This is a genomic window from Actinoplanes sp. DH11, from assembly GCF_020873875.1.
Classification (GTDB): Bacteria; Actinomycetota; Actinomycetes; order Mycobacteriales; family Micromonosporaceae; genus Actinoplanes.
In genome coordinates this window covers 1-24,610 of the sequence record NZ_JAHWGU010000046.1, presented here as the reverse complement: position 1 = coordinate 24,610, position 24,610 = coordinate 1, and the positions used below count along the sequence as shown (strand labels likewise).

Genomic DNA, 24,610 nt, shown 5'->3' with positions numbered 1-24,610 from the left:
TTCTCGGCGACCCCGGGCGCGGGTAAGCGCTGCCACGCAGGGTCACTGCAAAAGTGTTCCGGGCCCGGCCGCACGGTCGGGCTGCCGAAGTCTGCCAACGAACACCGACCGGAGACCCCGGTCAGCGTCCTCCGATGCCGGCGCCCTCGCGATCCGTGTCCAACGGATCGACGATAACCCCCTGCGCGGTGAGTGTGCCCTGGGCCAGCCGGGTTACCCGAGGGGGCACCGGCGGCTCCAGGCCGGCCACCACGCGCAGGCCGGAAAGGACGTCATCGGGCCGCACGGCGGGTGTCACCTGCCGTACGACAAGGTCGATTATCGCACACGGTACTCCTGTGGCCCCGGAAGGTAGGTCTGCCTCCTGCGTCACCGTGCAGGAAGTGACCGCCGCGCGCGCGTCGAACGAGCGCCGGCCCTGCTTGGTCATGCGCTCGACCAGCACTTCTTCGGCCGCGAGGAAAGCCGCGACGGCGTCCACCGCGGTCTTCTCCTCGACCTGGGGCAGCTCGATCCGCCACTGGGACGCGTCGATCCGGTCGGCCAGGCTGCCCTCGACAGCGATCACTGCCTCGAGGATGTCGAGGCCCGGGGAGAGCGCCGCGTCGAGTGCGACACGCAACTCCTCCGGGTCGACCGGGGCCTGCAGGCCGATCTCCAGGTATTCCGCCTCGCTGCCGACACCGGTGGGCGCGGCACTCGCGTACGAGATCTTGGGGTGTGGGGTGAAGCCCTGCGAATAGGCGATGGGCACCGCGGCACGCCGCAGGGCGCGTTCGAAGGCGCGGGCGAAGTCCCGGTGCGAGGTGAAACGCAGCGGTCCGCGCTTCGCATAGCGAAGGCGGAGCCGCTGCACCACCGGGGCCTGACCGCCCACCGGTTGGTTCTTCGGGGGAATAGTCCTTCTCCTAAGCGGGGACCCGCAGGTTGTTAACCGGGGTCAAGGGAAGCAGCTTCTTGCCGGTGGGACCGATCTGGATCTCGGTGTCCATCGACGGGCAGACACCGCAGTCGAAGCACGGGGTCCAGCGGCAGTCGTCCTGCTCGTACTCGGACATGGAGTCCTGCCAGTCCTGCCAGAGCCAGTCCTTGTCGAGACCGGAGTCCAGGTGGTCCCAGGGCAGGACCTCGAGCTCGTCGCGCTCGCGGGTGGTGAACCAGTCCAGGTCGACGCCGAGACCGGGGAGCACCTCGTCGGCCGCCTCGATCCAGCGGGCGTAGGAGAAGTGCTCGGACCAGCCGTCGAACCGGCCGCCCTTCTCCCAGACCCGGCGGATGACCTGGCCGACCCGGCGGTCGCCGCGGGAGAGCAGGCCCTCGATCAGCGAGGGCTCGCCGTCGTGGTAGCGGAAACCGATGGCCCGGCCCAGCGACCGGTCACTGTTGATGGCCTGCTTGAGCAGCTTGAGCCGGCCGTCGATGACCTCCGGCCGGTCCATGCTCGCCCATTGGAACGGGGTGTGCGGTTTCGGCACGAAACCGCCGATCGACACGGTGCAGCGGATGTCCTTGGTGCCGGCGGCCTCCCGACCGGCCCGGATCACCTCGTGCGCCATGTCGGCGATCTCGAGGACGTCCTCGTCGGTCTCGCTGGGCAGGCCGCACATGAAGTAGAGCTTGACCTGCCGCCAGCCGTTCGAGTACGCCGTCACGACCGTACGGATCAGATCCTCCTTGGTCACCATCTTGTTGATGACCTTGCGGATCCGCTCCGAGCCGCCCTCCGGCGCGAAGGTGAGGCCGGTGCGCCGGCCGTTGCGGGACAACTCCTGTGCCAGGTCGATGTTGAAGGCGTCGACCCGGGTCGAGGGCAGGGACAGCGAGACGTTGGTGTCCGCGTACTGCTCGGCGAGACCGGAGCACATGTCACCGATCTCGGAGTGGTCGGCGCTGGAGAGCGAGAGCAGGCCGACCTCGTTGAAGCCGGAGAACTCCAGGCCCTCCTTGACCATCTGGCCGACCGTGGTGATCGAGCGCTCCCGCACCGGGCGGGTGATCATGCCGGCCTGGCAGAACCGGCAACCCCGGGTGCAGCCGCGGAAGATCTCCACCGCATACCGCTCGTGGACCGTCTCGGCGAGCGGGACCAGGGGCTTCTTCGGGTACGGCCACGCGTCCAGGTCCATCGTGGTGCGCTTGGCGACCCGGAACGGGACGTCCGGCCGGTTCGGCACGACACGCTGGATCCGGCCGTCCGGCAGGTAGTCGACGTCGTAGAAGCGCGGCACGTAGATGCTCTCGGTCCGCGCCAGGCGCAGCAGCAGCTCGTCGCGACCGCCCGGGCGGCCCTCCGCCTTCCACTCCCGGATGATCCCGGTGATCTCGAGAACCGCCTCCTCGCCGTCACCGAGCACCGCGGCGTCGATGAAGTCGGCGATCGGCTCCGGGTTGAACGCGGCGTGGCCGCCGGCCAGCACCACCGGGTCGTCCTCGGTGCGGTCGGCGCTGAGCAGCGGGATGCCGGCCAGGTCGAGCGCGCTGAGCAGGTTGGTGTAGCCGAGCTCGGTGGCGAACGAGACGCCGAACATGTCGAACGCCCGGACCGGCCGGTGCGCGTCGACGGTGAACTGCGGGACGCCGTTCTCCTTCATCAGCGCCTCGAGGTCCGGCCAGACCGCGTACGTCCGCTCGGCGAGCACGTCGGGCTGCTCGTTGAGCACCTCGTAAAGGATCTGGACACCCTGGTTGGGCAGACCCACCTCGTATGCGTCCGGGTACATCAGCGCCCACCGGACGACGGTGGAGTCCCAGTCCTTGACGACGGCGCCGAGCTCGCCGCCCACGTACTGGATCGGTTTGCTGACCCTGGGCAGCAACTGCTCGAGCTGCGGGAAGACGGAACTGACGCTCATGGGTGTCCAGGGTACGCGAGACTAGCGGTCCAGTTCCGCCGCGGCCCGGTCCAGATCGGTGGCGAGCAGATCCGTCCGGAACGAACAGAGCTGAAGGGTCATCCGGGCGGCCCCACGCTCACCGACGACCAGTTTGATCGGCTTCCCCCGGTCGTCCAGATCACCCACGATGAAATCGAGCAGCCGCACACCGGCGCTGTCCAGGAAAGAGACGGCGGTGAGGTCGATCAGCACGGCGCTCGCCCCGGTCGTCCGCGCCACGATGGCCCGGCCGATGTCGTTGGCGTTCGCCAGATCGATCTCGCCCTTCAGATGGACCAGCTCGGCGACGCCGTGCCGGGAGAAACTCACCCACTGATCGGTCATGGCTGCCGTCTTTCTCCCCGGTTGCGCCGCATGGTCACCGTCGTCCCCTCGCCACGGTCGAAGAACACCTCGTCCATCGATTCCTCGATCAGCTGCAACCCGCGGCCACGGGTGAAGTCGGCGCCGGGGCCGCGCCAGCTGCCCCGGTCGGTGACCCGGACCTCGACCGCGTCCGCGCTGACCGTCGCGGAGACGTCCACCACACCGAACGGGTCGTCCCGGTAGCCGTGCTCGATCGCGTTCGCCACCGCCTCGGAGCAGGCCAGCAGCACCGCGTTCACGCAGTCCGTGTCGACCGCGTGGCCGACCAGCCAGCCGCGCAGGTCGGCCCGGAGCAGCGAGATCTGCAGCGGGTCGGCGCCGATCGACCGTTCCAGCCGTTCCTCGGCGCCCAGGGTGAGGCAGAGCAGGCAGACGTCGTCGCCGTGGTCCCGGCCGACCATGGTGTCGGCGAGACCCGCGGTGAGGCCCTTGAGCGGGGCGTCCCGGCGGCGCGCGTACTCCCGGGCCAGGATCTCGAAACCCCTGTCGATCGGGCGGCCCCGGCGCTCCACCAGGCCGTCGGTGTAGAGCAGCAGCCGGCTGCCGGCGGCCAGGCGCACCTTGTGCTGGGTGCGGCGGCGGTCGCCGGCCCGCGAGCCGATCGGTGCCGACCGGGCCTGGAGGAGATATTGCGGCGAACCCGCGGGCTCGTGCAGCAGCGGCGGCAGGTGACCGGCGCAGGCGTACGACAACTCGCTGGTCAGTAGGTCGATCTCGCCGTAGACCACGGTCGCCATGCGGGCCGAGTCGACCCGCTCACAGAACCGGTCCAGCTGTTCCAGCAGCCGGGCCGGGCCGTGCTCGGCCGAGGCGAGTGCGCGGATCGCGCTGCGCAGCTGCCCCATCGTGGTGGCCGCGTCGATGCCCCGCCCGACCACGTCGCCGACCACCACGGCCAGCTTGCTCGGGGTGATCAGGAACGCGTCGAACCAGTCGCCGCCGACCTCCAGGTCCTGCGCGGCGGCCTGGTAGTAGGTCTCCATCACGAACCGCGGGTCGCCACCCGGCACGTCCGCCGCCAGCAGGCTGCGCTGCAGTGTCCGGGCGATGGCCCGTTCCTGCTCGTAGAGCCGGGCGTTCTCCAGCGCGAGACCGGCCCGGTCGGCCAGGTCGGCCAGGAAGAGCCGCTCTCCCGCGGCGAACCTGCGGTCCGGCGTCATCCGCAGCGCGAGCGTGCCGAGCACCCGGCCGCGGGCGGTCAGCGGCAGCACGGTGCAGGCGAGGCCGTCGTCGTCGGCCGCGTAGATCGGCTGGGCGTCGCGGGTGGCCACCGCGACCCGTTCGGCGAGCAGGTCCGGGTCGGGCGGCTGGGTGCCGGCGTGCTCCAGCAGGCCGGCCGGGCCGACCTGCAGGCGGACCTCCGCCCAGTCGGCGAACTCCATCACCCGTTCCACCAGCCGGCGGGCCCGCTGGAGCAGGCGGTGCTCCTCCTCCAGCGACCGGGTCATCCGGGCCAGGAAGCCGGCCCGTTCCTCGCGGCGCCGGGCGTCGTCGTAGAGCCGGGCCCGGTCCAGCGCCTGGCCGGCCTGCTGACCGAGCAAACGGATCACGCGCAGCTCGCCGTCGCTGAGCGAGCGCTCCTCGCGGAAGCTGAACGCCAGCACACCGAGCACGGTGAGGGCCTGCTCGTCGCCGGAGCCGGTCGTGAGCGGCAGCAGCACCACGGTGTTGCGCCCGGAGCGCCGCATCGACTCGGCCAGGTCCGGGAAGTGTTCCTCGGCCTCGGCCACGGTGCCGATCACGTGCAGGTCACCGCGCCGGGCGACCTCGGCCACCGCCCGGTCCGAGGAGCACGGCATGTCCTCCCAGTTGCCGGTGGTCGGGTCGGTGGAGGCGACCGCGATCAGCTGGTCGCGCTCCACGTCCACCAGGTAGATGCTGGTGCTGGCAGCCTCGAAGGCCGGCTCGGGCGCGCGGACGACCGCCTCGGCCACCTCGGCCTCGGTCGGCGCGGCAGCCAGGTCGGCCACTATCCTCTGCAACACCCGGACACGCTGCTCGGAGGCCTCCGCCACCCGGCGGGCGGCGAGCAGCTCACGCTCATAGCTGCGCCGCTCGGCCGCGTTGAAGACCATGGTGCGGATGATCCGCGGCGTGCCGCCGGCACCGCGTTCCAGGACCGAGTTGACGAGTACGGGCAGCCGCTGCCCGTCCGCACCCACCACCTCGAGCGCGATCTCGTGCACCTCGCTCTGCATCGACAGCAACGGTGCGTAGTGGGTCTCGTGGTAGATCTTGTCACCCGCCGTGAGCAGGTCACGGAACCGCCGGTGACCGATCAGGGCGGCACGTGTGTACCCGGTCCAGGCCAGGAAGGTCTCGTTGACCCGGACGATGGTGCCGTCCGGGAGCGTCGTGAGGTACCCGCACGGCGCATGCTCGTAGAGGTCCTCAGGATCGTCGTCCCAGGGCAGCCGCAACTCGTTCGTCACGTCCGGCCCACCAGTCTCGCTCACGCCACAGCTCCGCCGATCATGCCCGCTGTCTACAACCAGGACTTGATCGCGTCAACCGTTTCCTGTGGAGCACTGAGGTTGGGACAGTGACCCGTGGCGTTGAGCGACACGAAGGTGCTGTTCGGAGTGTGCTTGTGGACGTACTCCCCGACCACGGTGGGCGCGATGACGTCGTCCGAGCACTGCAGGATCAGCGAGGGCACCCGTGACCGGGACAGATCAGCCCGGTTGTCGGAGAGGAAAGTGACCCGGGCGAACTTCTTGGCGATGTCCGGATCGGTGCGGCAGAAGCTGTTGGTGAGCTCCTCGCCCAACTCCGGGCGGTCCGGGTTGCCCATGATGACCGGGGCCATCGCGCTGGACCAGCCGAGGTAGTTGCTGTCCAGGGACTCCAGCATCTCCTCGATGTCGGGCCGGTCGAAACCGCCGACGTAGCCCTCGTCCTCCTCGTTGATGTACCGCGGCGACGGCCCGATCATGACAAGGCCGGCGAAGCGCTCGGGTTCCCGGTTCGCCGCCAGCAAGCCGATCATGGCGCTCACCGAGTGGCCGACGAAGACGACGTCGCGCAGGTCGTGCTCCCGGATGATCGCCAGGATGTCGTCGGCGTAGCCCTCGAGGGTGGCGTACCGGTCGTCGCGGTAGGCCGACAGGTCCGACTTGCCGCTGCCGACGTGGTCGAACAGCACGATGCGATGAGTGTCCGCGAAGTGCGGTGTCACATACCGCCACATGTTCTGGTCGCAGCCGTATCCGTGAGCGAACAGCATGGGCCGGCCGGACTCGGCCCCGGTGAACGTGACGGCGTTCTTCTGCGTGGTGCTCATGCGCAACAAACCCTCCGGGCGGGCGGGTGGTCCATGTGCGGAGTCGCGGTAGGGGTGACTCCGGGCACTTTCCGGTCCGGCGGGCCGGGCCGATGCCGATTCCGGGTAACCATACGACTCCGGAGCGTCTTGCACATCGCCCCCGTTGTCCGCCATTCGCGTCCGCCGTCCCGAACCGGCGTCACCGTCCCGCTGGCGCACCATGCCTAACCTGGGAGAAGACGCCCGAACCCCGGCGCGCGGGAGGAGATCGAAATATGGCCGACGAACAGGCGGTTGATCCGACCCTGGTCGCCGGAAGGCCCGCGGGAACCGGGACGGCTGACGAGACGACTGCGGCCCGCCCGGCGCCGGCGGCAGCGACCCACCCGGATCATGTGACAGCGACCCATCCGGATCATGTGACAGCGGCCCGCCCGGCTTCGGCGGGACGGACGGCAGAAGCGACAGCGGACGCCACTGCGGAGGCGTCGGCGGAGGCGGCAGCGGCAGCCGCGTCGGACGCGCCGGCCCGGGCCGGCGACGCCGACCACCCGAAGACGCTGAGCATGCCGCCGGCCCGCTGGAGCGGCGCGGCCGCGATCCCGGAGGCCGGGCCGCGGCAGTCGATGTGGGCGCGCTGGCGCGACCGGGTGATCGGGCCGCGCGGACACCAGGACGACGAGTGGCCGACCGTGCCGGCGGTGGACCCCTGGGCAGACCAGGACACGCAGGTCTGGGCCGGTGCGTACCCGGCCGCGCCGGTCTCCCCGGCCCACCTGCCGCCGACGCGCCTGGACGCACCCGTACCGGCGATGCCCGGCGCCGGCGATCCCGAACCGCCCACGCAGCCGATCACGGCCGCACCATACGCAGCGACCACGCCGCAGGCCGCAAGCCCGCCGCAAGCAGCAATGACGCCGCAGGCAGCCACCGCGGCGCAGGCAGCAACCACGGCGCAAGCCGCAACCACGGCGCAAGCCGCAACCGCGCCGCAGACCACTGCCGCGGCGCAGGCCGCGGCCGGCACCGAGCGGACCACGACGAACGAGGCTGCGACGAACGAGGCCGCGGCGGCCGGCCCGCCGACCCGGATGGATCCGGTCGCGGCGCCGCCGCCGGACCGGGTGGCCGCGGTGAACGCGCGGCTGGACGCGGCGGCGGCCGCCGCCGACGTGGTGGAGAAGAAGGCTGCCGAGGCGGCCCGGGCCGCGGCCGCCAAGGCGGAGGCGGCGCGGGTCGCGGTCGCCAGGATGCTGGCCGAGCGCAAGGCCGCCGCGGAGGCCGAGAACCGGGCCAAGGCGGAGGCCGAGACCAAGGCCAAGGCGGACGCCGAGGCACAGGCCAAGGCCCGGCGCGCCTTTCCGGCGCCCGGCACCTACCCGCCGCCGGCCGGTGGCACCGGTCTTCCGCCGCTCGCTCCGCGCAAGCCGCGCGGCTGGGGGTTCTCCCGCAAGACCGCGGCGGCGCCGGCGACCGCCACCCGGTTCCCGATCCAGCAGCGCACCAAGGCGCCGGTCCAGCCGCGCACACCCCGGCCCCCGGTCAACCCGGCGCCGCCGCCGTGGCTGGCCCGGCCCGCCCGGCGCCCGAGCCGGCTGCGTCGCTGGATGCGCCGCTTCACCGCGTTCAGCGTGGTCAGCCTGGTGCTCTGCTGCGGCGCGCCGCTGGCCTACTGGCAGTTGCCGGCGGCCCGGCAGTTCCCGGTCTCGGCGGTCCTGCCGGACTCCTTCGCGGACCTGAGCCTGCGGGACAACGCGTCGGCCCAGCGGGCCGTCGACCGCCTCGCCGAGCAGCTGGAGCAGAGCGGATCGTCCGGTGACGCCTTCGCCGGGGTCTACGCCGACGGCAACGGCAAGCGGGTCACCGTCTACGGCGTCACGGGTTTCCGGCTGCTGCCGGGCCGGGACGTCACCACGCAGCTGGACCGGCTCTCCGGCGAACTGAAGCTGACCGACGTGACCGATTACGACAGTGGTGAGTTCGGCGTGCACGAGCGCTGCGGCGTCGGCCGCCTGGACGGCTCGGCGGTCGTCGCCTGCACCTGGGCCGACCACGGCAGCCTCGCCACGGTGCTGCTCACCCGCCGGTCGCTCGAGGAGAGCGCCGACCTGGTGGCCCAGCTCCGTGACCAGGTGCTGGCCCCGCCCTTCTGAGACGGGACGGGCCGACCGCGCCAGGCGGTCCTGCCGCTCCCACAAGAACGGCAAAACACGGCTTCCAGGCGGGGCCGGCTTCCAAGCGGGCCGGCCCCAGGCGGGGCGGGCCTCCAAACGGGGCGGGCCTCCAAACGGGGCCGGCCTCCAAACGGGGCCGGCCTCTAGGCGGGGTCGGCCTTCTCCTCGCGCTTCGGGGCGTAGCGAGGCACGTACTCCTGGCCGGTCAGTTTCTGGATCTCGGCCATCACCTGGTCGGTGAGCTCCCGCAGCGCGGTCCGGTCGTCGGCCCGGCCGATTGTCTCGATCGGCTTGCCGAACTTCACGACGACGGTGTCGCGCATCAGCTTGGGGTAGAGCCGGCCGATCGGCTGCACCTTGTCGGTGCCGATCATGCCGACCGGGATGATCGGCACTCCGGCGGCGACCGCGAGCCGCGCCACGCCGGTGCGGCCGCGGTAGAGCTTGCCGTCCGGCGAGCGGGTGCCCTCCGGGTAGACCGCGACCAGGTCGCCGCTCTTGAGCGCGGGGATCGCTGCGTCGAACGCGGTGAGCGCGGCACGGCCACCGGCCCGCTCCACCCGGATCGCGCCGAGGCCCGCCATCAGCCTGCGATTGAGGAAACCCTTGACGCCGGTGCCGGTGAAGTAGTCCGATTTGGCCCAGAACGCCAGGTGACGCGGCACCACCGCGCCGAGGAAGAGCTCGTCCGCGACGGAGAGGTGGTTGCCGGCGAAGATCGCCCCACCGGTGTGCGGAATGTGCTCGAGACCTTCGACGGTCGGCCGCCAGCCGGTCATCAACGGTGTTCCGACGATGACCTTGCCGATCGAGTAGAGCAGCGGCAACTCGTCCTCCGGGAGCACACGGGGGTGCGTAAGTAGGGATGGGGTGTTGTGAGGTTATCGGACCGGAGCGCCGATGCACCTAACGATCTTGGACCGAAGCCCGGACATTCGCCCTCACCAAGCGAACATCCGGGCTAATCGGCCGTTTCCTACCGGCGTGACGAATCACACCGCTGTGACGGTCACCGCCACCTGCTCGCCCTCGCCGACCTCACCGGCGAACCCGGCACCACCGGCGGGCCGGAACTCCAGCGACGTCGCCAGGGTCTCCCCGGACACGAACTCGCGGTGCGCCTCGACCGCCGCCCGGACGTCGTCCGAAGCCGACAGGGTCAGCGCGATCCGGTCGCTGACGTCCAGGTCCGCGTCCCGGCGGGCCTGCTGGACCACCCGGATCACGTCCCGGGCCACGCCCTCGGCCGCCAGTTCCGGCGTGACCACGGCGTCCAGCACGACGACGCCACCACCGGCCGGCAGCGGCGCGGAGTTCTCCACGTCGGCGGCGACCAGCTTCAGCTCGTACTCCCCCGGCGCCAGGGTGACGCCGGCCGCGACCGGCGCGCCGTCGACGAGCTGCCAGTCGCCGCTCTTCACCGCCTTGATCACCTGCTGCACCTGCTTACCGACCCGGGGGCCGAGCGCCCGCGGCACCACGGTCAGCACCTGCTGGCAGTACGCCGCCACGTCGTCGGTGAAGACGACGTCCTTGACGTTCACCTCGTCCTTGAGCAGGTCGCCGAGGCCGGCGAGCTTCGCGCCCTCCGGCGTCGCCACGGTCGCCGTCGCGAGCGGCAGCCGGACCCGCAGGCCCTTCGCCTTGCGCAGCGAGAGCGCGGCCGAGGCGACGTCCCGGATCGCGTCCATCGACGCGACCAGCTCGTGGTCGGCCGGGAACGCGTCCGCCTCGGGCCAGTCGGTCAGGTGCACCGAGCGGCCGCCGGTGAGGCCACGCCAGATCTCCTCGGTGGTTAGCGGCGCGAGCGGCGCCACCACCCGGCACAGGGTCTCCAGCACGGTCGCCAGGGTGTCGAACGCGTCCCGGTCACCCTCCCAGAACCGGTCCCGGGAACGCCGGACGTACCAGTTGGTCAGGGCGTCGAGGTAGGACCGTACGCTTGCCGCCGCACCGGAGATGTCGTAGTCGTCCATCTGCCGCTGCACCTCGGTGACCAGCTCGCCGGTCTTGGCCAGCACGTACCGGTCGAGCAGGTGCGTGGAGTCCGTCCGGAACCCGGCCTCGTGCCCCGCCGCGTTCGCGTAGAGGCTGAAGAAGTACCAGACGTTCCAGAGCGGCAGCAGCACCTGACGCACCGAGTCGCGGATCGCCACCTCGGTGACCGGCATGTCGCCGCCCCGCAGCACCGGCGACGACATCAGCATCCAGCGCATCGCGTCCGAGCCGTGGGTGTCGAACACCCGGTAGACGTCGGGGTAGTTGCGCAGCGACTTCGACATCTTCCGGCCGTCCTCGCCCAGCAGGATGCCGTGGCTCAGGCAGTTCCGGAACGCCGGCCGGTCGAAGAGCGCGGTGGCCAGCACGTGCATGGTGTAGAACCAGCCGCGCGTCTGGCCGATGTACTCGACGATGAAGTCACCCGGGTAGTGGTGCTCGAACCAGTCCTTGTTCTCGAACGGGTAGTGCACCTGGGCGAACGGCATCGAACCCGACTCGAACCAGCAGTCCAGCACCTCCGGCACCCGGCGCATCGTCGACTGCCCGGTCGGGTCGTCCGGGTTGGGGCGGGTCAGCTCGTCGACGTACGGCCGGTGCAGGTCGGTGACCTTGACGCCGAAGTCGCGCTCCAGCTCCTCATACGAACCGTAGACGTCGACCCGCGGGTAGTTCGGGTCGTCCGACTTCCACACCGGGATCGGCGACCCCCAGAACCGGTTCCGGGAGATCGACCAGTCGCGGGCGTTCGCCAGCCACTTGCCGAACGAGCCGTCCTTGATGTGCGACGGCGTCCAGCTGATCTGCTGGTTCAGCTCGACCATCCGGTCACGGAACGTGCTCACCGCCACGAACCACGAGGAGACCGCCTTGTAGACGAGCGGGGTGTCGCAGCGCCAGCAGTGCGGGTACGAGTGGGTGTACCCGTCGTGGCGCAGCACGACGCCGCGCTCCTTCAGCGTGGCGATCACCGGCTTGTTGGCGTCGAAGACCTGCAGACCCTGGAAGTCCGGGACCAGCGCGGTGAAGCGGGTGTGCTCGTCGACGGTCACCACGGTCGGGATGCCCGCCGCGTTGCAGGTGTTCTGGTCGTCCTCACCGAAGGCGGGCGCCATGTGCACCACGCCGGTGCCGTCCTCGGTGGTCACGAACTCGGCGCCGAGGACCTGGAAAGCGTTCTCCCCACCCTGCTCGACGAGGAAGTCGAAGAGCGGGGTGTACCGGCGGCCCACGAGGTCCCGGCCCAGCACCGTGCCGACCTGATCAAAACCTTCGAGCTCTTTGGCGTACGCCGACACGCGCGCAGCACCGACGATGAGCTTCTGCCCGTCCTTCTCCAGGACCGCGTACTCGATGTCCGGGCCGACCGCGAGCGCCAGGTTCGACGGCAGCGTCCACGGCGTGGTGGTCCACACCGCGATGTCCGCACCCTCCAGGAGCGCCTCCGGCCCTGAACCGGCATCGAGCCGGAACTTCACGGTGAGCGCGGGGTCGGTCCGGTCCCGGTAGACGTCGTCCATCCGGGTCTCGGTGTTCGACAACGGCGTCTCGCACCGGAAGCAGTACGCCAGGACCCGGAAGCCCTCGTAGACCAGGCCCTTGTCATGCAGCGTCTTGAACGCCCACATGACCGACTCCATGTACGCCGGGTCGAGCGTCTTGTAGTCGTTCTCGAAGTCCACCCAGCGGGCCTGGCGGGTGACGTACCGCTCCCAGTCCTTGGTGTAGGCGAGCACCGACGTCCGGCAGGCGTCGTTGAACTTGTCGATGCCCAGGTCGACGATCTGCGCCTTGGTGGTGATGCCGAGCTGCTTCTCCGCCTCCACCTCGGCGGGCAGGCCGTGGGTGTCCCAGCCGAACCGGCGCTCGACACGCCGGCCGCGCATCGTCTGGTAGCGCGGGACCAGGTCCTTCACGTACCCGGTGAAAAGGTGCCCGTAGTGCGGCAGGCCGTTCGCGAACGGCGGGCCGTCGTAGAAGACGTACTCGTTGGCGCCGTCCGCACCGGCCGGGCGCTGCTCCACCGAGGCCTCGAAGGTCTTGTCGGCGGCCCAGTGCTCGAGCACGGCCCGCTCGACCGCGGGCAGGTCCGGAGACGCCGGCACACCCGTGGCGTCGCTGTGCTTCGGATAAGACATGGTTCCCCTCAAGCAGTTCACGGTCATCGTGACTGCGAGGACGAGCCGTCAGGCCCGCGGTACCACCTCGCTTGACGGTTTCCCGCCCGCTCATTCGCCGGCTTGCGCACGTGCCGGTAGGACGCCCGGTTCTACTGGGGGCGAACACCTCTGCCGATGGAGGCACACACCCCGTTCTTCCGGAGGCTCCCCGGTGATGGCCGGTTCGTCGCCTGCGTGAGCACAACGATACCGGCCACCCCGGGATTCCCTCATCCGCATTACCCCGCCGGGGTCAGTACCGGAACGACGACACCAGGGTCCGCAGGTCATCGGCCATCTCACCGAGCTGTTTCGCCGAGTCCCGGGTGGCCGTGGCGTCCCGGGTGGTGGCCGTGGCGATGTCCGCGACGCTCGCCACGTTGCGGGCGATCTGGCCGGAACCCTGCGCCACCTCGGCGACGCTCCGGTTGATCTCGCCGGTGGTGGCGGACTGCTCCTCCACCGCTGCCGCGATGTTGCCCTGCAGCTCGGAGATCTCCCGCACCACGTCGGTGATCCGCCCGATCGCGGCGGTCGCCTCCCCGGTGGTCTGCTGGATCGCGGCGATCTTGTTGATGATGTCGGCGGACGCCCGCGCGGTTTCCTGCGCGAGGTCCTTGACCTCACCGGCGACCACGGCGAACCCCTTGCCGGCCTCGCCGGCGCGGGCCGACTCGATGGTGGCGTTCAGCGCCAGCAGGTTGGTCTGCTCGGCGATCCCGGTGATCGTCTTGACGATCGCGCCGATCTCCGCGCTGGCACTGACCAGCTCGGCCACCGACGCCGAGGTCTGCTGCGCGGTGTGCACCGCGTCCGCGGCCACCCCGGCCGCCGACGTGGTGCTGCGCGAGATCTCACCGATCGCGGCCACCATCTCCTGCGCCGCGCCCGCCATCGTCCGCACGTTGCCGGAGACGTCGCCGGCCGCACCCGCGACCAGGGTGGCCTGGTTGCTGGTGTCCACCGCCTGCCCGTCCATCCGGTGCGCCACGTCGGTGAGCCGCTGCGCGGCGTCGGCCAGCGACGTGGCCCGCTCGCCGACCCCGGCGAGGGCGCCACCGACCGCCTCGGCGGCGTCGTTGAACGCGACGGCCATCTCGGTCAGCTCGTCGCGGCCGTCCACCGGGAGCCGCGTCGTGACGTCCCGCTCGGCGAGCACCCGCAGCGCCGTCAGCAGCCGGCGCGCCGGGCGCTCGATGCTGGCGGTCAGCACCAACCCGAGCAGCACGGTCAGTACCAGCGCCAGCAGACAGCCGGCCAGCAGCACCGTACGCAGGCGGGCACCGGCCGCCTCGAGCTCCCGCTGCGCCTCGTCGGACCGCGCGGTCACCGACCCGACCAGGCGGTCGGTGTTGTCGACGATCGCGAGGAAGACGTCGTACGCCTCGTTGTTGATCAGTGACGCGGCCCGGGCGATCGCGCCCTTCTCGTTCGTCCGCAGAATCGCGACGACCTGCGTGTCGTACTCCCGGAAGCGCTCGAAATTCTCCTCGACCTCGGCGAAGTAGGCCCGCTCGGTGCCGGTGAGGTCCGCCCCGGCCACCGCCGCCAGCTCGGCGTCCAAGGCGTCGAGCGCCTCGACGGTGCCCTTGCGGTTCTCCGACGCCGGATCGATGGCCGCTGCCGTGCCGTGCAACGACGCGTCCCAGCCGTAGGCCAGCTGCCAGCCACTGACGTCCGCGTTCCGGTATTTCAACTGCATGACGGCTCGGGTCAGCACCTGCAACTTCGCGACCCGGTCCGCGTCCTCGGACTGCTCGCGGGACTCGGCCACACCGACCGCGGTCATCGTCGCGACCAGCACACAGAAAACTCCGAACGCCGACAGCAGCCGCGTACGCAGCCGCAATCGCCGTACAAAACTCATGTCAGCCTCGCTTCCTTTCGCACTCCTTTCGGCCTCGGGCCGTCGCGCGTGAAGCGTCTGACTGATTAATCACTCACGCTCACTCCCCGGGATGACAAAGAGCGCCGCTCCCTGGATCACGTCCAGGGGGCGGCGCTCTGCAGGCGGTGCGCTGCTGATCTACAGCTTCGGGAACCAGAGGGCCAGCTCGCGCTCGGCGCTCTCCGGGGAATCGGAGGCGTGCACCAGGTTCTCCCGGTTGGAGAGGGCCAGGTCACCACGGATGGTGCCGGCAGCCGCCTTGCGGCCGTCCGTCGCACCGATCATGGCCCGGACCACTTCGATCACCGAGTCGCCGGACAGGACCAGGGCGGCCAGCGGGCCACTCGTCATGAAGTCCTTCAGCGGTGGGTAGAAAGCCTTGTCGACATGCTCGGCATAGTGCGCGTCCGCCAGGGAGGCATCCATCGTGCGCAACTCCAGCGCCTCGAGGACCAGGCCTTTACGCTCGAAGCGGGACAGGATTTCGCCGAGCAGGCCGCGGCGCACCGCGTCGGGCTTGATGAGCACGAGCGAACGCTCGGTGGTGCTGGACACGCATTTCCTCCGTAAAGGGCCGGGCGACACGCGGGAGTTCAGCCTATCGGTACCGCGAATCCGGCGAGCGGCGATGTCCGTACCACCGCACTTTCGCGGAAGCCGGGCCGCGCAATAACCTGACGGGAACAACCGGGAGGTCCACAGTGGCGAACCAGACCGGCCGGCCCATCGCACCGGCCCGCAAGCTGGTGGCGGCGGTCATGGGCACGCTGGCGGTCTTCGTGATCGTGTACGGGCTAGGCATGTCGAGTTGGCCGGTCGCCCTGTTCGGCCTGGCCGTCCTGGTGCTCGCCGTCGTCCTGGCCATGTTCACCGTGCCCCGGCGCGGCGGCCGCGCCACGGTCGCCGGCAACGCCGAGGTCAAGGTGATCCCGCCGCCCCCACCCGCCGCGGCGTACGGTCGTGCCGACCTCGAAGTGATCGTCGTGGCGCCCGGCCTGGGCACCTTCGACACGGTGCTGCGCGAATCCCGCATCCCGGTCGCCAAATGGCCCGCCGTCGGCGCCACCGTGCCGATCACCGTGGACGTCGACGACACCCGCCGGGTCCGCGTCAACTGGAACGACGCCCCGCTGCGCGACGACAGCGCCGACCCGCCGCCACCCCCGCCGGTCGCCGACCCCGACGACCGCGACGACGACCTGTTCGGCGACATCGGCCCGGCACCGTGGGAGGGCCGCGACCACGACTGGCAGTTCGAGAGCGACGACCCGCCGCCCCCGCCGCAGCCCGCCCACCGGGCCGGCTTCGCCGGCGCCACCACCACACCCGTAGTGGTACGCGAAACCCCCACCGGCAAAATCCTCGAAGGCCAGGTGGTCGGCAACGACGACGACCCGCCCCCACCCCTGCCCCGCCGCGCCGCCGGCGCCGCTTTCACCACACCGGGCGACGACGACCCCTACCCGGCCACCCCCACCTCACCGGCCCCCTTCGCCGCCGGCGCAGAGCCCGCCCCCGGCCCGGCCGACGCCGGCTCACCCTCCGGCTCGTCCGACCCGGGCACGTCCGACCGCGACCCCTCCGATCCGGGCCCCTACGAGCGCGATGCGTCCGAGCGCGACCCGTCCGACCGCGACCTTTTCTCCGGACCGGCCGACGAGGGCCCTGCCTTCCGCCCGGCCGATCGCGACCGGTCCTTCGATCCCGCCGACCGCGACCCTGCTTTCCCCCCGGCCAACCGCGACCGGTCCTTCGATCCCGCGGACCGCGACCGGTCCTTCGACCCTGCCGACCCGGATCCGGGAGCTTCCGGCGGCCGTGCCGGCTCTCCGGATCCCGACCCGGTGCATGCGACCGCTGCCGCTCCGACCGGCTTTGGCCCTGACGATTCAGGCGGCTCTGGCTTCGTCAGCTCGGGCTCGCGCTCGGGTTCGGCCGGCTCGGGCTCTGCCCGCTCGGGTTCGGCCGGCTCAGGTTCGACGGGTTCCGGCGCGACGACCACCGCTTCCCGCCCGCCCGGCGCACGGCCCAGCCCTCGCCCCCGGGGCGGCGGCGCCACCACAGCCACCGTCGAACGCGACGACCCGCTGCCGCCGAACGAACCCTTCCCCGGCACCGAGCCGACCGCAGCAGCCGGGATGCCACCCACCCAGCGGACCTCCACCGAATCCACCACCCGCCCCACCCGGGAACCCAGCGCCGACCCACTGATCGACCTCCCCCTGGACGAACCCGCGCCCTCTCCCACCAGCGACGACGCCACCCAGGCCTGGCCACGCACCGGATCCACCACCGGTTCGGCCCCTGCGGCCTGGCCCACCACCGGCGCAGCCTCCGCCCCCGCAGATGCCGAGCCCACCACCGGCGCAGCCTTCACCCCCGCAGACGCCGAGCCCACCAGCGCATCCTCCGCTCGGGCGGGCACCGACCCGGGCTCTACCGCCGCAGCCTGGCCTGTCACCGCTCCGGCTCCGAGGTCTGAGCCGGCGGCTTGGCCGGTGACCGGTGCCGCCTCAGGCCCGGAGCCGCACCGCTCGCAGGATTCGACAGATGATGACGAAACGTCACAGAAGCGGTCGGATTCCGCAGAGGCCGCACCCGAACTCGCGGATCCTGCCAAGACCTCACCGCAGGCGACAGATGACGCGCAGGCCGGGACTTCTGGCGAGGCGCAGGCCGGTGGGGTTGCGGACGCCCCGCGTACGTCGTCGGGGCGCACCCGTTTCTTCGAGCAACCCGGGCAGGCGGCCGGCGCCCCGCACAGTTCCTTCGGCGCCGTGAAGGCCGCCGCGGCGGCTGTCGGTGCCGCTGTCGGTGCGGCAGCCGCGGGGGCTTTCGCCGCCACCCGGGGCAACCGGTCCGAGAAGGCTCCGGACGACTCCGCACAGCCGGCGCCGCGTCCGGAACCCACCCCGGCGGCCACCGCCTCCACACCCTCTCCGGTAGCGCCGCCGCCGGTCGCCCCGGAGCCCGACAAGCCGTTCCCGAGCGCGCCGCCGCCGGAGGCCATGACCGGCCCGGCCGCGCCGCCGCCGGACTTCGACGACATCGACATCCCGCTCGAGGACAACCCGGAACCGGCCCCGGAAACCACCGCGCAAGCCGCTCCGGCCGTGGACAGCGGCGTGGTGGCGCCACCGGCCCACGCCGAGGAGACCGAACCGGCCTACGCCACGGACACCATCTCCGCCTACGCCGGAGGGACTACGTCGCCTGACGCGGCGGATGCCATGCCCGGCGCGGGCACCGCTTCGGCCAGCCCCTGGGACACTCCCCCTGCGCAAGCGGGGGCCGGCGGCGGAGATCGAGCAACAGCCGGAGAACAGTTCCTGGCCGCGGAGCACGCGGCGGCGGAAGAGCAATCCATGGCCGCGGAGCAAGCGGCGACCGGACCGCTGTCCGTGGCCGCGGAGCAGACGGCCGCCGGAGACCAAGCCGCAGCCGCAGGTCAAGCCGCAGGTCCGGGCGTGGCGCCCAGCAACCCGTGGGGGGATTTCGGCGGCAGCCCGGAACCGGACGAGCATGCCGGGGACCTGTTCACCGCCTACCCCAGCGCCCGCCCCGGACCTGCCGGTGCGATCCACGGAGTCGGGATCACGGTGCTTGTCACGGACCTCGCTCAGTCGATCGCGTTCTACCGGGACACCCTCGGGTTCTACGAGATCGACAGTGGCGACGGGAGTGCGGTGCTCGCGTCCGGTGACACCCGGCTCGTGCTGCGTACCGTGCACAATCTTCCGGCCGAGGCCGGGCGGTTGATACACCTCAACCTTGAGGTCGGTGACGTGGAGGCGGTGTACGAGGAGTTGCGCGCCAAGGGCGTGAAGTTCGTGCACACGCCGCGCGCCGTGAACCGGGGCGGCAAGCTGGAGCTCTGGTCGGCGACGTTCCGGGACCCGGACAACCACAACATCGCCATCACGCAGTGGCGGGCCATCCGCTGACCCGAGGATGCCGGCCGGCACGATGGCCGGCCGGCTCCGCGGGTGCTGTCAGCCGAGGATGGTGCGGCGTACGTGCAGGGCGTACCACCAGGCCAGCCCGAAGATGACGCCGACCGCCGCGACCGTCCAGTGCAGCAGGCCGCCGGCCAGCAGCAGCACCTGCAGTGCGGTGCCGGCGTGCCACGCCCAGCCGCGTTTCATGCTGCCCGCCAGGGCGATCGCCAGGACCGCCGCGACGGCGACGGCCGCGATGGCACCGCCCTTGCGGTCGCCGCCGATGACACTCAGCGGTGCGATCGCCAGCAGCAGCACGAGGGCTTCCATGCCGAGGGTGGCCGCGCCGAGTCCCCGTACCGCTGCCTGCGGGTTCTTCAACCCGGACGGCCGCGCCGCGGCGGCCTGCTCGCCCTTCACCGGCATCGCGCCCTCCTCCGGCTCGCTCATCGCTTCAGCAGTTTCCGGGCGTCCGCGACCGTGACCACCGACCCGGTGACCAGCACGCCAACGCCGCTGAGTTCGCCGGAGGTGTCCTCCTCGGCGAGCACCACGGCCTCTTCGATGGCGTCCGGCATGTTCTCCGCGACCCGGACCCGGTCCTCGCCGAAGATGTCGGTCGCCAGCTGGGCCAGCTCGGCGACGGGCATGGAACGCGGCGAGCTGTTCTGGGTGACCACGATCCGGGCCACCACCGGTTCGAGCAGGTCGAGCAGGCCGCTGACGTCCTTGTCGCCGAGGACGGCGACAACCGCGACGAGGTGGCGGAAAGTGAATTCCTCCTCCAGCGCGGTGACGGTGGCGGCCATGCCGTGCGGGTTGTGGGCGCCGTCGAGCAGGATGGTGGGCGCGCTGCGTACGCGTTCCAGCCGTCCCGGCGAGTCCACCTGCGCGAAGCCTTCCCGCACCAGGTCGGCCTCCAGCTGCTTGCCGGGGCCGGCGCCGAGGAACGCCTCGACCGCGGCGAGGGCGAGGGCCGCGTTCTGTGCCTGGTGGGCACCGAAGAGCGGCAGGAAGATCTCGTCGTAGACGCCGCCGAGTCCTTGCAGGGTGAGCACCTGCCCACCGACCGCCTGCGCCCGCTCGATCACCCCGAACTCGCTGCCTTCCCGGGCCAGCGTGGCGTCCATGTCGGCGCAGCGTTCCAGGATGGGCCGCATGGCGTCCTCGTCCTGCAACGCGGTGATCACCGTGGCGCCCCGGTGGATGATGCCGACCTTGTGCCAGGCGATGTCCTCGATCGTGTCGCCCAGCCACTCGGTGTGGTCCAGCCCGATCGGGGTGAGCACGCAGACGCCGGCCTCGATGACGTTGGTGGCGTCCTCCTCACCGCCGAGCCCCACCTCGACCACGGCGATGTCGACCGGGGCGTCGGCGAAGGTGGCGTACGCCATCGCGGTCGTCATGTCGAAGTAGGTCAGCGGCTCCGCGTTGCGCGCGTCGAGCAGGTCGGCGAGCGGAGCGACCTCGTTGTACGTGGTGACCAGCCGCTCCTCGGAGATCGACTCCCCGTCCAGGCTGATCCGTTCGCGGACGGTCTCCAGGTGCGGGCTGGTGTAGCGGCCGGTGTGCAGACCGTGCGCCCGCAGCAGCGCGTCGATCATCCGGGCGGTGCTGGTCTTGCCGTTGGTGCCGGTCAGGTGGATCGCCGGGTACGCCCGTTGCGGGCTGCCCAGCACGTCCATCAGGTCCCGGATCTTCTGCATGTCGAAGACCATGCGGGTGAAGCCGCGCTCGTTGAGTGCGGCCTCGACCTCGGTGTACTCGCTCATGCTGACGGCAACGCTTCCAGAGCCGCGGCAATTCGCACCAGGTCCGCCTCGGCTGTCGCCAGGCGCTCCTTGATCTTGGTGACGACCTGTTCGGGTGCCTTGCCGATGAACGAGGCGTTGCCGAGCTTGGCCCGGCACTGGGTCGCCTCCTTCTCGGCGGCGGCCCGGTCCTTCTCCAGGCGGGCCCGTTCGGCCGCCACGTCGATCGTGCCCCGGGTGTCCAGGTCGACCGTGATCGCACCGGTCACGGCGAGCGTCGCCGTCGCCGTGAAGTCCGGGCCGGGCCGGTCCAGCCGGGCCAGCGAACGGATCAGCGGCTCGTGCGTGTCGATCCCGACGTTGCCGAGGCCGGTCAGCGCGGCGGAGACCCGCTGGCTCGGCTTGAGGCCCTGGTCGGACCGGAACCGGCGCACCTCGGTGACCACCTTCTGCAGGGCGGCCAGTTCCTCCTCGGCGGCGTCGTCGATCAGCTCCTCGGCAACCGCCGGCCAGGCGGCCCGCATCACCGTCTCACCGCCGGTGAGCGCGATCCACAACTCCTCGGTGACGAACGGGATGACCGGGTGCAGCAGACGCAGCAGCTGGTCGAGGACGTACCCGAGGACGCGCTGGGTGGTGCTGCTGCCGGCCGCCAGCACCGGCTTGCTGAGCTCGAGGTACCAGTCGCAGACGTCGTCCCAGGCGAAGTGGTAGAGCGTGTCGCAGACCTTGGCGTACTCGTAGGTCTTGAAGTAGCCGTCGACCTCGGCGATGGTGTGCTGCAGGCGCGACAGGATCCACCGGTCGATGGCCGACAGCTCCGAGGTGTCGGGCAGCTCGCCGGACACCGTCGCGCCGTTCATCAGCGCGAACCGGGTCGCGTTCCACAGCTTGTTGCAGAAGTTCCGCGAGCCCTGGCACCACTCCTCGCTGACCGGCACGTCGGAGCCGGGGTTGGCGCCGCGGGCCAGGGTGAAGCGGGTGGCGTCGGCGCCGTACCGGTCGATCCAGTCCAGCGGGTCGACGACGTTGCCGAACGACTTCGACATCTTCTTGCCGAACTGGTCGCGGACCATGCCGTGCAGGTTGACCACGTCGAACGGCTGCTTCCCGTCCATCGCGTACAACCCGAACATCATCATCCGGGCAACCCAGAAGAACAGGATGTCGTACCCGGTGACCAGCACACTTGTCGGGTAGAACTTCTCCAGCTCGGCGGTCTGCTCCGGCCAGCCCAGCGTCGAGAACGGCCACAGACCCGAGGAGAACCAGGTGTCGAGCACGTCCTCGTCCTGGCGCCAGCCCTCGCCGGACGGCGGCTGCTCGTCCGGTCCGACGCAGACGACCTCGCCGGCCGGCCCATACCACACCGGGATCCGGTGACCCCACCACAGCTGCCGGGAGATGCACCAGTCGTGCATGTTGTCGACCCAGGCGAAATACCGCTTCGACAGCTCCGCCGGCTCGATCTTCACGCGACCGTCGCGCACCGCGTCCCCGGCGGCCTGGGCGAGCGGGCCGGTCTTGACGAACCACTGCAGCGACAGGCGCGGCTCCACCGTGGTCTTGCACCGCGAGCAGTGGCCGACCGAGTGCACATAGGGTCGCTTCTCAGCGACGATCCGGCCCTGCTCCCGCAGGGCGTCGACGATGGCCGGGCGGGCTTCGAACCGGTCCAGGCCTTCGAACGGGCCGGGTACGGTGATGACGGCGCGCTCGTCCATCACGGTGAGGCTGGGCAGCCCGTGCCGCTGGCCGATCTCGAAGTCGTTGGGGTCGTGCGCCGGGGTCACCTTCACCGCGCCCGTGCCGAACGACGGGTCCACGTGCTCGTCCGCCACGATCGGGATGCGCCGGCCGGTGAGCGGCAGCTCCACCTCGGTCCCGATGAGGTGCTGGTAACGCTCGTCGTCCGGGTGCACGGCCACCGCGGTGTCACCGAGCATCGTCTCGGCCCGCGTGGTGGCGACCACGATCGCGTTCGGGCCGTCGCCGTACCGGATCGAGACGAGTTCGCCCTCGTCGTCGCTGTGCTCCACCTCGATGTCGCTGAGCGCGGTCAGGCAGCGCGGGCACCAGTTGATGATCCGGTTGGCCCGGTAGATCAGCTCGTCGTCGTAGAGCCGCTTGAAGATCGTCTGAACGGCACGGGACAGGCCCTCGTCCATGGTGAACCGTTCCCGGCTCCAGTCCACGGAGTCACCGAGGCGCCGCATCTGCCCGAGGATGGCGCCACCGGACTCGGCCTTCCACTCCCAGACCTTCTCGACGAACTTCTCCCGGCCCAGGTCGTGCCGGGACAGCTGCTGGGAGGCCAGCTTGCGCTCCACGACGTTCTGCGTGGCGATGCCGGCGTGGTCCATCCCGGGCAACCACAGCACCTCGTACCCCTGCATGCGCTTGAGGCGCACCAGGGTGTCCTGGATGGTGTGGTCGAGGGCGTGGCCGACGTGCAGCGAACCTGTCACGTTCGGCGGGGGGATGACGATCGTGAACGGCGGCTTGTCACTCTTGGCGTCCGCCGTGAAGTAGCCCTCCGATACCCAACGCTCGTACCGCCGCTGCTCTACCTCGCCCGGCTGGTACTGGGCGGAGAGGCCACCGGTGGGCCGGCTGTCGGGAGTACGGGTTTCGGTCGCATCGGTCACCCGACAAGTCTACGGAGCCGCAATGCGCACCTCCGCGCACGGGGGAGGATAGGCTCGCGGGATGTCTTCCCGCCCCGAGTCGCCCGACCCCGTCGAGATCGCCGCGGGGCCGTTCCGGCTCGTCGAGACGACCGACCAGGAGCGCGAACAGACCACCGGCTCCCGCCGCAAGATCCGCACCGTCCTGCTGATCGCGCTGCTCACCATCACCCTCGCCGGCGCCGCCACCCTGGGTTACGTCGCCTGGCAGGTGAACACGCAGCGCCACACGACGCTCTCCATCCCGGCCTCGATCGGCAACCTGAAACTGGACGACAGCGAAGAAGCCACCAGCACCGCCGACTACCTGCAGAGCGCCATCTCCGCCGAGATCACCATGGACAAGGCCGTCGGCGGCGTCTACTCCGGCGACGACAAGAAGAGCGTCCTGTTCTTCGGCGGCACCGCCCTCTTCTGGACCCCGGACTCAGAACTGGAGAACGCCTTCACCCTCCTGGGCGACGAGGAGGGCAGCGTCACCGGCATCCACGAGGTCGACGCCGGCTCCCTGGGCGGCACCATGAAGTGCGGCTCCACCACCGCCGACGGCACCCCCCTCTCGGTCTGCGGCTGGGCCGACCACGGAAGCCTCGCCGTAGCGATGTTCCTCGACCGCCCCGAAACCGAGGCGGCCCCCCTGCTGCGCGAAATCCGAACAGCAACCCAAACCCGCCCCTGACCCACCCCCGCCGGGCCGGACGCGGTGCTGAGTGCCTGACCTGGTCTCGCCCACCCTGGCTGACTCGCCTGGGCTGGGCTTGCCTGACCTGGCCTCGCCCGCCCTGGCCGACTCGCCTGGGCTGGCTTGGCCCGGGCTGGGCTGGGCTTGGCCGACCGGGCTGGGCTGGCCGACCTGGCCTGGGCTGGCCGACCTGGGCTGGCTTGGCACCTCGACCCAGCGCCGAAACGCAATGCCCCTCCCGCCAAGGAAACACCGGTCTCCCCGCGGGGCAGACGCCGCACGTGCCCCAAGCCATCGGTATAGCGATCCGGATCTGCCAAACCGACAGCTGGCCGCAGCCCGCCGCTACCGGCAGCGGCAAACGGTGTAGCGCAACCAACCCGACCTCATCGATAGCGAGGGGGTGCTACCCACCATCCTGCGAACAGGATGTTGATCTGCTAGCGCTACGAAATCGCTGTGATCATGCCCCTGAAACCGCGATTTCGCATCGCTAGCAGATCAACACCGCCCCGAGCCGCCCCCGCGGCCAACAGCGGCCACCTATCCATAAACCGCAACAGGGCCGAGGGCGCGCAACACCTCGCCGCACTCCTCAACTCCAACCCGCGCCGTGACCACCAACAACAAAAAGCCGCCGGGGAACGCGAAAAGGCCCACCCCCGAAGGGGTGGGCCTTTTCATACGTTGAGTCCGGCGGCGTCCTACTCTCCCACACCCTCCCGAGTGCAGTACCATCGGCGCTGGAGGGCTTAGCTACCGGGTTCGGAATGTAACCGGGCGTTTCCCCTCCGCTATGACCACCGAA

15 protein-coding genes and 1 rRNA gene are annotated in these 24,610 nt (G+C 70.8%); 3 read left to right on the top strand and 13 right to left on the bottom strand.

The window, feature by feature from the left end:
• Positions 1–121 precede the first annotated feature (121 nt).
• Genes LPA41_RS38780 through LPA41_RS38760 form a run of 5 tightly spaced genes read right to left on the bottom strand, consistent with a single transcriptional unit; the run spans position 122 to position 6,543 of the window.
• Positions 122–856, bottom strand: coding sequence for a TIGR03936 family radical SAM-associated protein (locus tag LPA41_RS38780; RefSeq protein ID WP_308036667.1), 735 nt, complete (start codon positions 854–856; stop codon positions 122–124).
• A 52-nt stretch (positions 857–908) separates the two neighbouring features.
• Positions 909–2,852, bottom strand: a complete 1,944-nt coding sequence (locus LPA41_RS38775) for a TIGR03960 family B12-binding radical SAM protein (RefSeq protein ID WP_229076485.1) — start codon at positions 2,850–2,852, stop codon at positions 909–911.
• 21 nt (positions 2,853–2,873) lie between these two features.
• A complete protein-coding gene (locus LPA41_RS38770) occupies positions 2,874–3,218 on the bottom strand; it encodes an STAS domain-containing protein (RefSeq protein ID WP_229076484.1) in 345 nt (114 codons plus the stop codon).
• Positions 3,215–5,716, bottom strand: coding sequence for a SpoIIE family protein phosphatase (locus LPA41_RS38765; RefSeq protein ID WP_229076483.1), 2,502 nt, complete (start codon positions 5,714–5,716; stop codon positions 3,215–3,217). Before LPA41_RS38765 ends, LPA41_RS38770 begins: the two co-directional genes overlap by 4 nt.
• Positions 5,717–5,745: 29 nt before the next feature.
• Complete coding sequence (locus LPA41_RS38760) at positions 5,746–6,543, bottom strand: alpha/beta fold hydrolase (RefSeq protein ID WP_229076482.1); 798 nt, start codon at positions 6,541–6,543, stop codon at positions 5,746–5,748.
• A 257-nt stretch (positions 6,544–6,800) separates the two neighbouring features.
• Here LPA41_RS38760 and LPA41_RS38755 point away from each other — a divergent pair, with 257 nt between their 5' ends.
• Positions 6,801–8,678 (top strand): hypothetical protein, encoded by a 1,878-nt coding sequence (locus tag LPA41_RS38755; RefSeq protein ID WP_229076481.1) that lies wholly within the window; start codon positions 6,801–6,803, stop codon positions 8,676–8,678.
• A gap of 164 nt (positions 8,679–8,842) precedes the next feature.
• On the opposite strand, the gene LPA41_RS38750 is transcribed toward LPA41_RS38755, so the two are convergent.
• From LPA41_RS38750 to ndk, 4 genes are all read right to left on the bottom strand, one after another.
• On the bottom strand, positions 8,843–9,526 hold the full coding sequence (locus tag LPA41_RS38750; protein WP_229076504.1) for a 1-acyl-sn-glycerol-3-phosphate acyltransferase: 684 nt from the start codon (positions 9,524–9,526) through the stop codon (positions 8,843–8,845).
• 165 nt (positions 9,527–9,691) lie between these two features.
• The gene (gene ileS / locus LPA41_RS38745) at positions 9,692–12,835 is read right to left on the bottom strand and encodes an isoleucine--tRNA ligase (protein ID WP_229076480.1); all 3,144 of its coding nucleotides are present in this window, start codon (positions 12,833–12,835) and stop codon (positions 9,692–9,694) included.
• A gap of 274 nt (positions 12,836–13,109) precedes the next feature.
• A complete protein-coding gene (locus tag LPA41_RS38740; RefSeq protein ID WP_229076479.1) occupies positions 13,110–14,723 on the bottom strand; it encodes a methyl-accepting chemotaxis protein in 1,614 nt (537 codons plus the stop codon).
• Positions 14,724–14,882: 159 nt separating this feature from the next.
• Positions 14,883–15,299, bottom strand: a complete 417-nt coding sequence (gene ndk / locus LPA41_RS38735; protein ID WP_229076478.1) for a nucleoside-diphosphate kinase — start codon at positions 15,297–15,299, stop codon at positions 14,883–14,885.
• A gap of 146 nt (positions 15,300–15,445) precedes the next feature.
• On the opposite strand from ndk, the gene LPA41_RS42820 reads away from it, so the two are divergent.
• Complete coding sequence (locus LPA41_RS42820) at positions 15,446–18,688, top strand: VOC family protein (protein ID WP_229076477.1); 3,243 nt, start codon at positions 15,446–15,448, stop codon at positions 18,686–18,688.
• 48 nt (positions 18,689–18,736) lie between these two features.
• On the opposite strand, the gene LPA41_RS38725 is transcribed toward LPA41_RS42820, so the two are convergent.
• Genes LPA41_RS38725 through LPA41_RS38715 form a run of 3 tightly spaced genes read right to left on the bottom strand, consistent with a single transcriptional unit; the run spans position 18,737 to position 23,081 of the window.
• A complete protein-coding gene (locus tag LPA41_RS38725) occupies positions 18,737–19,132 on the bottom strand; it encodes a DUF4233 domain-containing protein (protein ID WP_229076476.1) in 396 nt (131 codons plus the stop codon).
• Complete coding sequence (locus LPA41_RS38720) at positions 19,129–20,454, bottom strand: folylpolyglutamate synthase/dihydrofolate synthase family protein (RefSeq protein ID WP_229076475.1); 1,326 nt, start codon at positions 20,452–20,454, stop codon at positions 19,129–19,131. Before LPA41_RS38720 ends, LPA41_RS38725 begins: the two co-directional genes overlap by 4 nt.
• Positions 20,451–23,081 (bottom strand): valine--tRNA ligase, encoded by a 2,631-nt coding sequence (locus tag LPA41_RS38715; protein WP_229076474.1) that lies wholly within the window; start codon positions 23,079–23,081, stop codon positions 20,451–20,453. Before LPA41_RS38715 ends, LPA41_RS38720 begins: the two co-directional genes overlap by 4 nt.
• Before the next feature lie 61 nt (positions 23,082–23,142).
• Between LPA41_RS38715 and LPA41_RS38710 the strand changes: the two genes are divergently transcribed.
• A complete protein-coding gene (locus tag LPA41_RS38710) occupies positions 23,143–23,799 on the top strand; it encodes a hypothetical protein (RefSeq protein ID WP_229076473.1) in 657 nt (218 codons plus the stop codon).
• 694 nt (positions 23,800–24,493) lie between these two features.
• Here LPA41_RS38710 and rrf read toward each other — a convergent pair.
• Positions 24,494–24,610 (bottom strand): 5S ribosomal RNA (gene rrf, locus LPA41_RS38705).

What these genes read in the sequence shown, in the direction of transcription:
- LPA41_RS38775 (WP_229076485.1), bottom strand. Translation starts at nt 2,852, where the DNA reads ATGAGCGTCAGTTCCGTCTTCCCGCAGCTCGAGCAGTTGCTGCCCAGG.
- LPA41_RS38770 (WP_229076484.1), bottom strand. Translation starts at nt 3,218, where the DNA reads ATGACCGATCAGTGGGTGAGTTTCTCCCGGCACGGCGTCGCCGAGCTG.
- LPA41_RS38760 (WP_229076482.1), bottom strand. Translation starts at nt 6,543, where the DNA reads ATGAGCACCACGCAGAAGAACGCCGTCACGTTCACCGGGGCCGAGTCC.
- LPA41_RS38755 (WP_229076481.1), top strand. Translation starts at nt 6,801, where the DNA reads ATGGCCGACGAACAGGCGGTTGATCCGACCCTGGTCGCCGGAAGGCCC.
- ileS (WP_229076480.1), bottom strand. Translation starts at nt 12,835, where the DNA reads ATGTCTTATCCGAAGCACAGCGACGCCACGGGTGTGCCGGCGTCTCCG.
- LPA41_RS38740 (WP_229076479.1), bottom strand. Translation starts at nt 14,723, where the DNA reads ATGAGTTTTGTACGGCGATTGCGGCTGCGTACGCGGCTGCTGTCGGCG.
- LPA41_RS38725 (WP_229076476.1), bottom strand. Translation starts at nt 19,132, where the DNA reads ATGAGCGAGCCGGAGGAGGGCGCGATGCCGGTGAAGGGCGAGCAGGCC.
- LPA41_RS38720 (WP_229076475.1), bottom strand. Translation starts at nt 20,454, where the DNA reads ATGAGCGAGTACACCGAGGTCGAGGCCGCACTCAACGAGCGCGGCTTC.
- LPA41_RS38710 (WP_229076473.1), top strand. Translation starts at nt 23,143, where the DNA reads ATGTCTTCCCGCCCCGAGTCGCCCGACCCCGTCGAGATCGCCGCGGGG.